The sequence below is a fragment of the Serratia sp. (in: enterobacteria) genome, from assembly GCF_046715635.1.
Lineage (GTDB): Bacteria > Pseudomonadota > Gammaproteobacteria > Enterobacterales > Enterobacteriaceae > Chania.
In genome coordinates this window covers 1-11,709 of sequence record NZ_JBKJYW010000264.1, presented here as the reverse complement: position 1 = coordinate 11,709, position 11,709 = coordinate 1, and the positions used below count along the sequence as shown (strand labels likewise).

The following is an 11,709-nucleotide window of genomic DNA, read 5'->3' as shown; positions in this document are numbered from 1 at the left end:
GTACTCAGGATTATCGGTGCTGATAAACAGGTACATGGCACCCGTTGCCAGCGCGGCCAGCACGGTGACGATGCGTTGCAGGTCAAAGAAACGCAGTACGAAACTGAACACCCACATACCGATCATGTAAGAAGTCCAGAAATTACTGACTATCTTGCCCGCATGGTCAATATCCATGCCGAAGGTTTTGGTGGCGTATTCCGGTACCCATTGGATAAAGCCCAATTGGCCAAGAATGTAGCACAGCGCGGCGATAGCCAGGAACAGCACGCCGACGCCCCATTTCTCTTTCACCACCGGCTCGCTGCTTTTCTCCCCTTTGTCACCCAGAACCGGGAACTCGGAACACAGCGTCAGCACGAAGATGGCCAGGTACAGCACCCCAATGCAGGCGTAAACCCAGTACCAGCCAATGCTGCGCGCCAGCAGCATTGCGGCGATGATCGGGAAGATCATCCCGGCCATGCTGAAGAAGGAGTCGGTAAACAGCAGGCGTGAGCCACGTTGGCGGCCCGCATACATATGGGTGATCAGGAAGGTCCCGATCGACATGGTGATACCGCTAACCACGCCAAGCACAAACATACACAGCGAGAACAGAGTCAGGCTTTTGCCCACCATCAGCCCGGCGATGGCCAGCAGCATCAGGATAAAGCCAAAGATCAGCTGACGTTTAAGCGGAATGATTTCCATCAGCCAGGCATTGAGGAAGATTGAAATCAAAATACCCGCGTTAAGGAAGGTAAAGGTATTGCTCATACTGGAAACCGGCAGATTGAAATACTCTGCGATGTTTCCCATCACCATCCCTGTGACGATCACTAATGCACCGGTCAGCGCATAAGAGAAGAAGCTGATCCAGGTTAGCCGGATGCGGTTGCTGTCATTCATGTATATAGGCCTGATTATCTTTGTTGTGGTTTATACCCGTGGGCCGTCAGGCCGAAACCTGAGATCCCTGGGGTTTAAAGCTGGCATAAGGCCGCAGGTTTTTCCTGGTAAAAATTGGAAAAAGATCCCGATCAGGCCACCAGGAGGCGGATCCTAGCATAGACAACGGGAGTTTATGTGACGAGCGTCGATTTTTTGATGCAAGGGATGAATGGTTGTTAGATTTTTATGTGATCAACTGCCGGGTGTGGCGATCGAATCGCGCTGGATGATGGTCGGCTCAAAGCTCACTGGTGCGGTCAGTGGATCTATCAGCAGACGAGCGGCATATTGCGCCATCTCGGTAATGGGGAAATGCACGCTGGTGAGCGCCGGGCGGACAAAAGGCGCTCGCTCGCCGCTGTCATAACAGATCAACGAGATATCCTGCGGTACGCGCAAATGCCGCTCATTAATCGCCAGCAGGGCACCAATCGCCATTTCTTCGTTGCAGCAGTAAATCGCCGTAGGCAGCACTTTGCTGCGTAGCAGCTGGTCAGCGCACTGGTAGCCACTTTCCAGGTCATACACCCCTTCAGGGCAGCCTAGCGGTTGCAGATTGGCGGCCTGCATCGCATTGAGGAACCCTTGTAACCGCTGTTGGCTGGAGGCTCGCTGGGCTGGGCCGCTGATACAGGCAATGCGCCGATGACCCGCGTCGATCAACTGCTGGGTAGCAAGCTGGCTGGCGTAAACGTGATCGAAGGTGACACAGCGATCTTCCAGGCCTGGCACCAGGCGATCCAGCAGCACAAAGGGACGCTGTTCGGCAGCCAACTGGCGTAGCCGATCGTCACTGAGACAGCGCACGTGCAGGATCACGCCGTCGCAACGCAGGCTGAACAGGCGTTGGATGGCTAATAGCTCATTTTGCGCACTGTTGCGGCCTTGGGTTACCAACAACTGTTTACCGTTGGACTCGGCTTCGGTTTGGACGAAATCCATCAGGGCACCAAAGAAGCCCCCTCGGTATGAGGTGGTGACCAGGCCCAAGGTGTTGCTTTGGCTGGATGCCAACGCCCTGGCCGCGGGGTTGGGGGTATAGCCAAGCTCGGCCACCGCCTGTTTAACCTTCTCACGGGTGAGCGCTTTGACCTTGTTGTCACCGTTGACCACGCGTGACACCGTCGCACGGGATACGCCCGCTATTGCCGCAACATCTTCCAGTGTCACCATTTTGCTGCTCCTGATTACGGGCTTATCCCCTCCACTTGTCCAGATTACAGGAGATAAGGGGGTCCGGCGAGCCGAACCCGGTGTTGATAGTTATCGGTTAAACTGGGGCAAATAGGCTTTATTCACCTCCAGCACTTCTTCCAGCAGCGGTTGGGCAATTTGGGCGTTGGCGACCAGGGGATTGGTGACCAGCGCCAGCAGCCCACTGCGGCGATCGCCATGTACGGCGGCTTCGATCGTCAGGCGTTCATAGGCTTTAACCTGCTGGGTCAGCGCATGCATCGATTCCGGCAGTTGGCCAAACGTCAGCGGATGGGCACCCTGAGCATCGACGATACAGTTGGTTTCTATCACAGCATCGTCTGGCAAACCGCGAATAGCGCCACGGTTTGCGGTATTGACCACTAATTGTGTGCCGAGATTGTTGTGAATGGCCCGGATCAGCTCCAGCGCCACTTCGGAATAGAAGGAACCGCCACGGAAACTGAGTTGCTCGGGCTTGCTGTCGAGATGTGGGTCTGCATACAGCTCGAACAACTCCTTCTCTACTTTCATCACCTGCTCGGCACGGGTACCGCGTTCGGCTGCGGCGGCAATCTCTTCTGCCAGCATCTCTTTGGTCTGGTAGAAATAGCGGTGATAAGGGCAGGGGATCGCCCCAACGGCGCGCAGGAACTCCGGCGGCCAAGGCTCTTCCTTGATGTTGTTCATGGTCAGCGCGGCGCCGTCACACAGCATGTCGAGCACCTTGCCGGTCACGTCCTTGCCGTTTTGCAGCACCTGGTGGACCCACACCATGTGATTCAGCCCGGCGAATTGCAGCTGTACCTCGGCGTAAGGGGCCTTCAGCATATTGGCGATCATGTGATGCATGCTGATCGGCACGTTACACAGGCCGATGATTTTCGCCTTGGTGTAGCGTGAAACGGCTTCGGTCACGATGCCGGCCGGGTTGGTAAAGTTGATGATCCAGGCATCGGGTGCCAGTTGTTCAACCTTGCGGGCGATATTCAGCATCACCGGAATGGTGCGCAGCGCCTTGGCAAAACCGCCAACGCCAGTGGTTTCCTGGCCGATCAGTTGGTATTTCAGCCCCAGGCGTTCGTCGGCTGCCCTGGCAGGCAACTGACCCACGCGGAACTGGGTGAGCACGAAACTGGCACCGCGAATGGCCTCGTCCAGATCGAAATGCACGCTGACCTTCACCTGCTCCAGGCCGTTACGGGCCAGCATACGCTGGGTTAATGCAGCAATGATCTCGACCTTCTCCCGGCCAGGTTCAACGTCCACCAACGCCAGCTCGGTCACCGGCAACTCTTCAATTCGCAGGATCAGGCCTTCCACCAGCTCCGGCGTGTAGCTGCTGCCGCCGCCAATAATGGCGATTTTTAATGCGCTCATGAGCGGGCCTCCAATTGTACCTGACGGCGATAAAGTTCGATCATGTCATCGGCCAGATCCTGAATGACCATGGCGTTCATCAAATGATCCTGCGCGTGGACGGTGATCAGGGTGATGGCCAGTTTGCCGCAGCCTTCGTCCATGCCGATCAGTTGGGTTTGAATGCGGTGGGCCTGCTTCACCGCCTGCTTGGATTCGGCCATATGTTCGGCGGAACCGGTGAAATCACCGGCACGGGCCTGTTGCAAAGCCATCAGCGCGCTGCTGCGGGCGCTGCCGGCAAAGACCAGCAACTCCATAATGGTGCTTTCAAAATCCTGGCTGACTTCAGCCATCAGTTCAGTCACGTTATCTCTCCTGTTACTGCGCGGCGGCGGCGTTGCTGGCTTCGCGTTCAGCCCCGGCCTGCTCGTGTTCTTGCGCCAATAGTTGTTTTTCATACACTTTGAAGAACGGCAGCCAGATCGCCAGGTCTATCACCATCAACACCAGTACCAACACGGCGGCACGGATATCCCAGGAGGCGGAGATCATCGCACCCAACGGTGCCGGAGTGGTCCAGGGGGCCATCGCCACCATTTTCTCCACCATGTCCCAGTGCAGGGCGAAATAAGCCAGAGTGGCGTTAACCATCGGCACCACAATCAACGGGATAAACAGCGTTGGGTTCATCACCACCGGCGAACCGAACAGCAGCGGTTCGTTGATATTGAACGCCGCCGGGACCACGCTCAGCTTGCCGATGGTGCGCAGATGAATGGAGCGGCTGCGTAGATAGAGGAAGGCCAACACCAGCGTGGAGCCAGAGCCGCCGATACAGACATAGAATGACCAGAATGGCGCGGTCAGCGTTTGGGTCATGGCCGCACCGTTAGCGACCAGCGCGGCGTTGGTCGCTAGGTTCGCCATAAAGATCGGGTTGAGCAGGCCGGTCACGATGTTGTCGCCGTGAATACCGGCAAACCACAGCAGGTTGGCAATCAGCACCGCCAGAAGGATGGCTGGCAGCGTATCGCCAACGGAAATCAGCGGCTGGAACACCTGCATAATCGCGGCGGGCAGCAGCAGTTGGAATTCGCTCTGCATCAGGAGGCTGACGGGGTAGACCGTCAACAGAATACCCACCACCGGGTACAGCAGTTCAAACGAACGAGCAATGGCAGGGGGAACCTGCTCCGGCATGCGGATAGTGATGTTGTACTTTTTCAGCAGGCGGATCAGTTCGACTGACCAAATGGCGCAGATCAGGGCAGTGAATACCCCTTGGCCACCCAGAAAATCGAGGGACATCTTGTTGTCGACCTGTGGTGCAGAGGCCAGCAAAAATGCCATCAGTGACAGCAATGCGGCGGTCAGTGCGTCCATTCCGTAGTGCTTTGCCAAACTGTAGGCGGTACCAATAGAGACAAATACGCTCATCAACCCCATGGTCATAAAGAACGGCATGGTGATGGTGTCCCAGTGCTTCTTGGCGAATCCTAACCAGGCTTGGCCAAAGCTGGAGGTGGTGTTCGCGTCAAACGGCGGGTTGGCAACGATCAACATGATACTGCCGACGATCAAAAACGGCATGGCGCTGATAAAACCGTCACGAATGGCAATAATATGGCGTTGGCTACCGATCCGGCCAGCCAGTGGCGCGATATGGCTTTCGACCACGCGCATCAGGGAAGCGTATAGGCTCATGGGGTTCTCCGCGGCGTCAGGCGATCAGGCTGAGGGCTTGGTCTAATACCTTGTCACCGCGCAGGGTGCCGTAATCCATCATGTCGATGACGGCAACCTGCAGGCCATGCGGCTCGGCAAGCTGGCTGAAGCGGGCCAGTTCGTACTTCACCTGTGGCCCCAACAGCACCACGCTGGCGGTGGGCAGCTCGGCTGCAAAATCCGCAGCCGGTACCGCCACAATCTCCACGGTCAGTTCGCGCTTTTGCGCTTCGGTTTGCATGCGTTTGACCAGCATGCTGGTGGACATCCCCGCGGCACAGCACAGCACTATCTTCTTCATTTATTGCTCTCCAGTATTATTATGGTTATCAGCGCAAATGAGAGCGCTCTCATTTATTTAGCCTAGCTGGATTGCAGAACCAAACCGGGATTTGTGTCGCAAAAAGCGACGAAGGGCGAAAACGGGCAAATAATGCGTGATCGGCTTGGCAAAAATCAGTACGGGGATCATACTGTCCGCAGGATGAGGCCGGGCACAGTAAGAAACGTCTGGCAATTGAGTAAATATAGGTAAATGGCTGGCGCTACCGGGCACAGCTCTTTAGAATCAAAGCGCTTTTCCGTTGTTTGTATCTCAAAGAAAGGACCCGTTCATGTTCAAACGTACTTTAGTGACCTTCGTTGCGCTGTGTTCCCTGACAGCTATGGCGCCTGCCGCATTAGCCGCCGGTGAAACCCACGTCATGCTGACCACCTCGGCAGGGAATATCGAATTGGCGCTCGACAGTCAGAAGGCACCGGTCTCAACCAAGAACTTTATTGACTACGTGAACAGCGGTTACTACAACAACACCGTTTTCCACCGCGTGATCCCAGGTTTCATGGTTCAGGGCGGCGGTTTTACTGCGGATATGCAGCAGAAAACCACCAATACAGCGATCAAGAACGAAGCCGACAACGGCCTGCGTAACCTGCGTGGCACCATTTCCATGGCGCGTACCGCCGATAAAGACAGCGCCACCAGCCAGTTCTTCCTGAACGTGGCAGACAATGCGTTCCTCGATCATGGCCAGCGTGATTTTGGCTACGCGGTGTTTGGCAAAATCGTTAAAGGGATGGACGTAGTAGATAAAATCTCCCAGGTACCCACTGGCAACGTCGGCCCTTACCAGAATGTCCCGAGCAAACCTATCGTGATCCTGTCGGCCAAAGTGCTGCCATAAATCGCCCAAGCCGGTCTCTAGCTGGGGGCCGGCCTGCTTTTCCCTCCTGAATGTTTGCCTGCATCACTGTTTTTTTCGATCCCACGTGATTTAATTGCCCGCCTTTATACCCTATGGATTTCAAGTTGCAGCTAGGCGACAAACTTACTCATCCCCAGGAGCTTACTTTTGGGTAAGTGACTGGGGTGACAAATCTGTCGGGAACAGATTTGAACGCTGTACACAGCGGCCCCGAAGGGGTGAGGCCCACGGATGGGCCGAATAGCTATGTGCAGGTAACAACGCTGCAGCTTGAAAGACGACGGGAATATAACCAGACCGGATACCCGGCACTTGTCGATCGCCCCCGTTGTTCAGGATGAGCCGTTTTTATGTACGAATTTAACCAGGTGTTACTGCTGCTACAGCAGATGTGCGTGTATCTCGTCATTGCCTATTTGCTGAGCAAGACGCCGCTGTTTATTCCGTTGATGCAGGTCACCATTCGCCTGCCGCACAAGTTGCTGTGCTACGTCATTTTCTCGGTGTTCTGCATTATGGGCACCTATTTTGGCCTGCATATTCAGGACTCCATCGCCAATACCCGCGCTATCGGTGCCGTGTTGGGCGGGCTGCTGGGTGGGCCTTCCGTTGGTTTCCTGGTTGGTCTGACGGGCGGCTTGCATCGTTATACGTTGGGTGGCATGACAGACGTCGCCTGCGCGATCTCCACGGTGGCCGAAGGGCTGGTTGGCGGCATTGTGCACAGCATTGCCATGCGGCGTGGGCGTATCGATCTGCTGTTCAATCCGCTGTTTGTCGCCGGCATTGCGCTGGTGGCAGAAGTGCTGCAAATGGCGATTATCCTGATCGTCGCGCGCCCGTTCCCTGAAGCGGTACTGCTGGTGGAACATATCGTCCTGCCGATGCTGATCGCCAATACCATCGGCGCCGCCATGTTTATGCAGATCCTGCTGGATCGGCGGGCGATGTTTGAAAAATACACCAGTGCCTTCTCCTCCAAGGCGTTGAAGATTGCCGAACGTACCGAGGGTATTCTGCGTCAGGGGTTTGACCAGGAAAACAGCATGAAGGTGGCGCGGGTGGTCTATCAGGAGCTGGGCATCGGCGCCGTGGCGATCACCGATCGCGACAAACTGCTGGCCTTTATCGGCATTGGTGACGATCACCATCTGCCGGGTACGCCGATCTCCTCGGTCCACTCCCATCGTGCCATCGATAACAACGAGGTGGTGTATGCCGACGGCAACGAGCTTTCTTACTGCTGCTCCATCAACGGCAATTGCAAACTAGGCTCGACTCTGGTGATCCCTTTGCGCGGTGAAAATCAGCGAGTGATCGGTACCATCAAACTGTATGAACCTAAAACCAAGCTGTTCAGTACCATCAACCGCACGCTGGGGGAAGGGATTGCCAGCCTGCTGTCGGCGCAAATCATGGCCGGGCAATATGAGCGCCATAAACAACTGCTGGCTCAGTCGGAAATAAAACTGCTGCATGCCCAGGTGAATCCGCATTTCCTGTTCAACGCCCTCAATACGCTGGTGGCGGTGATCCGCCGCGATGGCGATCGGGCCTGCGAACTGGTGCAGTATCTGTCGACCTTTTTCCGCAAAAACCTCAAACGTTCCGACGATGAGGTGAGCTTGGCGGACGAGATCGAACATGTGAATGCCTATCTGCAGATCGAAAAGGCCCGCTTTGCCGATCGGCTGGAGATCACCGTTTCGCTGCCGGAAGAATTGCTAGCGGTGCGTTTACCGGCTTTCTCGCTACAGCCGATTGTAGAAAATGCGATTAAGCACGGCACCTCGCATCTGTTGGGGATTGGCCGTATCGACATCGGTGCGCGGTTGGAGGGCGATCATTTGTTATTGCAGGTGACTGATAATGCTGGGTTGTTCCGTCAGCAGGCCGGTGGCAGCGGGTTGGGGATGAACCTGGTCGATCGGCGTATCCGCGTGCGCTATGGTGATGATTATGGCGTGCAGGTTACCTGTGAGCCCGAAGCCTATACCTGCATCACCCTTAATGTTCCCTTGGCGAGGGCCGCCTGATGTTGAACGTACTGATTGTTGATGACGAACCCTTTGCCCGCGATAACCTGCGCCACCTGTTGGAAGAGGAAGAGGGCATCACCATTATTGGTGAATGCGCCAATGCCATTGAGGCCATCAGCCAAATCCACCGTTTGCAACCGGACGTGGTATTCCTGGACATCCAGATGCCGCGTATTAGCGGGTTGGAAATGGTTGGCATGCTCGATCCGAACCGTATGCCCTACATCGTGTTTCTGACGGCCTATGACGAATACGCGGTGCAGGCCTTCGAGCAGCATGCGTTTGATTACCTGCTGAAACCGGCTGAGCCGAATCGGCTGAATAAAACCCTGCAGCGTCTGCATCAGCGCCGTGCTCCGCAGAATATTGCGGCGTTGGACGAAAGCGCGGGCTACCTGAAATACATCCCCTGCACCGGCCACAGCCGGATTTACCTGCTGCGTTTCGACGAGGTGATTGCTATCCGCTCACGCTCGACCGGGGTGTATGTGGTGCGTAATGACGGTATGGAGTGTTTTACCGAGCTGACGCTGCGCACGCTGGAAAGCCGCACGCCGCTGGTGCGTTGCCATCGGCAATACCTGGTGAACCTTGAACAGGTCAAAGAGATCCGCTTTGAAGAAAGCGGCACGGCGGAAATGATTATGTCGGTGGGGGAGCCGGTACCGGTCAGCCGCCGCTATCTCAAATCGCTGAAAGAAGAGTTGGGGTTACGCGGATAACGTTATTGATAATATTTCAATCGGTGCTGCGCCCGTTTAAAACCCATTCAGCAATATTGCCATTTTTTCATCAACCTTAGGGCACCTTAAAGTTGTCCTTTTGGTTTGTCCTTGACGGGTTTACGTCGCGCTTATAGCCTTGATTACATCAACGGGCGCATTCGCGCCGTATAGGGTCATAGGAACAGCAAATGAGCGAAGCACGGATTATTGCCAAAGCGATGAAAGATGGGAAACCGGTACAGGATCTGGTCATTTTGCCTGCCCTGGCCAACCGCCACGGGTTGATCACCGGGGCGACCGGTACGGGTAAAACCGTCACCCTGCAAAAGATGGCGGAGCAGTTCTCGCGCATTGGCATTCCGGTCTTCCTGGCGGACGTTAAAGGCGATCTGTCGGGGATTGCGGCCGAAGGGGTTCCCTCCGAGAAGTTGCAAGCGCGGCTGGCGGCGATTGGCGTTAGCGACTGGCAACCTCAAGCCTGTTCCATGATCCCTTGGGATATTTTTGGCGAAAAGGGCCATCCCATCCGCGCTACCATTTCCGATCTTGGCCCGCTGCTGCTTGGCCGCCTGCTGGATCTGAATGAGGTGCAGAGCGGCGTGTTGCAATTGGTGTTTAAGATTGCCGATGACAACGCTTTACTGCTGTTGGATATGAAAGACCTGCGTGCGATGGTGCAGTACGTCGGGGATAACGCCAAACAGTTCCAAACTCAGTACGGCAACATCTCTTCGGCTTCGGTCGGGGCGATACAGCGTGGTTTGCTGACGTTGGAACAGCAGGGGGCCAATCAGTTCTTTGGCGAGCCGATGTTGGATATCAACGATCTGATGAGAACCGACGCCAACGGGCACGGCATCATCAACCTGCTGGCGGCGGATAAATTGATTAACCAGCCGAAGCTGTATGCGGTGTTTTTGCTGTGGCTACTGGCAGAGTTGTTTGAGCATTTGCCGGAAGTGGGCGATCCGGAACAACCAAAGCTGGTATTTTTCTTCGACGAGGCCCACCTGCTGTTTAACGACGCGCCACCGGCATTGCTGACCAAAATTGAACAGGTGGTTCGCCTGATCCGTTCCAAAGGCGTGGGCATCTACTTTGTCACCCAGAATCCTTTGGATATCCCGGACAGCGTCCTGGGCCAGTTGGGCAATCGCGTCCAGCATGCGCTAAGGGCCTTTACGCCTCGCGATCAAAAAGCGGTGAAGGCGGCGGCACAAACTATGCGCGCCAATCCAGAATTTGATGCGGAAACGGCAATCACCGAGTTAGGCGTGGGCGAGGCACTAGTCTCCTTCCTGGATGAGAAAGGGCGGCCGAACGTGGTGGAGCGTGCGATGGTGATCGCACCGGACTCGAAAATGGGCATGCTGGGGGCGGAAGGGATGAACAGCGCCATCAATAAATCCCCGCTCTACGGACGCTACGAAGATATGGTGGATCGTGAATCTGCCTATGAAAAACTTGCCGCAGGTGGTTTTGCCACTGTGGGTACGCCACAGCCTGGGCAACCGGCTCAGAAATCGGCCGCTGGGCAGGAAAGTGGCGGTGGCTTGATGGGTGGTTTGAACGAGATCCTATTCGGCTCCACCGGGCCACGCGGTGGTAAACACGACGGCATCGTACAGACCGCCGCCAAGAGCATGGCTCGCGATCTGGGGCGCCAAATCCTGCGCGGCGTTTTAGGCTCGATCATGGGTGGCCGCAAGAAGTAGGTCTGTGAATTCTAACGTAGGGGGCGCGGCATGCAGCGCCTACTTAGACACGCCTATGGCTTAATGATGCTTGTAAGGTAGGCCTCGATATAGACCCGATATTCCTCATCCATATTATCAGGCAGGGAAAGGGGGCTAAAAAAGCTAAGCTCCTCACTTTCATCATCATTAATGACAATCTCTCCACGGCCATCTTTTAATTTTGCAGAGTATACGGCGGTGATAACATTAATTTGGTCTTCGTTGGCCAGCGTGAACGTATACTCGGCCCCAGAGAAAACCTCAACGAACTGCATGTCAGAAAAACGCACCCCACACTCTTCATAAGTTTCTCGAATGGCACACTGTAAGAGTGACTCCCCAGGTTCAAGCAAACCGCCAGGCAACCCATAGCTACCATCACGGCGCAGTTGAAGAAGAATGTTGCCATCATCACGTGTTATGACGACATTAGCACCGGCAAGCAACAGTAAATCGTGGCCTATTTTCTTTCTTATGGTTTCAACGTAATTCATGACGACGGTTACCTATGGCACTGGGTTGAGTGTCCTTGTCGCTTCGGGCTGATGACAAAGTGGCAATGTTGCTGAATGTGCAGGGTCGAACATTAACCCACTGATTATCTGAACGGGCTACATCGCGAGCCGGAGTAGGGTATTCTCTTTTTTACTGATTTAAAGTGCTTTAAGTCAGAAAATTAGCCTGTGCTCCACACCGCTATGGGCGTTAAACTCCAGCAAGGCCTGTGTCATCGGCCCAAATCAATATCTGCCGTAACGAGCCTTAATCACGAAGTTAATTTAAACATGCT

11 protein-coding genes are annotated in these 11,709 nt (G+C 55.2%); 4 read left to right on the top strand and 7 right to left on the bottom strand.

Features of this window, described 5'->3' with window-relative positions:
• From tsgA to ACLQ7H_RS13120, 6 genes are all read right to left on the bottom strand, one after another.
• The coding region (gene tsgA / locus ACLQ7H_RS13145; protein ID WP_411753058.1) for an MFS transporter TsgA at positions 1-891 on the bottom strand (891 nt) is incomplete at its 3' end.
• 234 nt (positions 892-1,125) lie between these two features.
• Positions 1,126-2,106 (bottom strand): LacI family DNA-binding transcriptional regulator, encoded by a 981-nt coding sequence (locus ACLQ7H_RS13140; RefSeq protein WP_411753057.1) that lies wholly within the window; start codon positions 2,104-2,106, stop codon positions 1,126-1,128.
• Between the two features lie 90 nt (positions 2,107-2,196).
• On the bottom strand, positions 2,197-3,507 hold the full coding sequence (locus ACLQ7H_RS13135; protein ID WP_411753056.1) for a 6-phospho-beta-glucosidase: 1,311 nt from the start codon (positions 3,505-3,507) through the stop codon (positions 2,197-2,199).
• A complete protein-coding gene (locus tag ACLQ7H_RS13130) occupies positions 3,504-3,842 on the bottom strand; it encodes a PTS lactose/cellobiose transporter subunit IIA (protein WP_037411230.1) in 339 nt (112 codons plus the stop codon). Before ACLQ7H_RS13130 ends, ACLQ7H_RS13135 begins: the two co-directional genes overlap by 4 nt.
• Before the next feature lie 25 nt (positions 3,843-3,867).
• The gene (locus ACLQ7H_RS13125) at positions 3,868-5,193 is read right to left on the bottom strand and encodes a PTS sugar transporter subunit IIC (protein WP_411753055.1); all 1,326 of its coding nucleotides are present in this window, start codon (positions 5,191-5,193) and stop codon (positions 3,868-3,870) included.
• A gap of 16 nt (positions 5,194-5,209) precedes the next feature.
• Complete coding sequence (locus ACLQ7H_RS13120; RefSeq protein WP_411753054.1) at positions 5,210-5,515, bottom strand: PTS sugar transporter subunit IIB; 306 nt, start codon at positions 5,513-5,515, stop codon at positions 5,210-5,212.
• Positions 5,516-5,828: 313 nt separating this feature from the next.
• On the opposite strand from ACLQ7H_RS13120, the gene ppiA reads away from it, so the two are divergent.
• The 4 genes from ppiA to ACLQ7H_RS13100 all read left to right on the top strand — a co-directional run bounded on the left by ppiA (position 5,829) and on the right by ACLQ7H_RS13100 (position 10,898).
• Positions 5,829-6,398: a peptidylprolyl isomerase A gene (gene ppiA / locus ACLQ7H_RS13115; RefSeq protein ID WP_411753053.1), complete on the top strand. Its 570-nt coding sequence runs from the start codon at positions 5,829-5,831 to the stop codon at positions 6,396-6,398.
• Positions 6,399-6,769: 371 nt separating this feature from the next.
• Entirely contained in the window at positions 6,770-8,455 is a 1,686-nt protein-coding gene (locus ACLQ7H_RS13110) for a LytS/YhcK type 5TM receptor domain-containing protein (protein WP_411753052.1), read from the top strand.
• Positions 8,455-9,180, top strand: coding sequence for a two-component system response regulator BtsR (gene btsR, locus ACLQ7H_RS13105; RefSeq protein ID WP_021181680.1), 726 nt, complete (start codon positions 8,455-8,457; stop codon positions 9,178-9,180). Before ACLQ7H_RS13110 ends, btsR begins: the two co-directional genes overlap by 1 nt.
• Positions 9,181-9,371: 191 nt before the next feature.
• Positions 9,372-10,898, top strand: coding sequence for a helicase HerA-like C-terminal domain-containing protein (locus ACLQ7H_RS13100; protein ID WP_411753051.1), 1,527 nt, complete (start codon positions 9,372-9,374; stop codon positions 10,896-10,898).
• Between the two features lie 53 nt (positions 10,899-10,951).
• Here ACLQ7H_RS13100 and ACLQ7H_RS13095 read toward each other — a convergent pair whose 3' ends face one another.
• On the bottom strand, positions 10,952-11,413 hold the full coding sequence (locus tag ACLQ7H_RS13095; protein WP_411753050.1) for an NUDIX hydrolase: 462 nt from the start codon (positions 11,411-11,413) through the stop codon (positions 10,952-10,954).
• Positions 11,414-11,709: the final 296 nt, after the last annotated feature.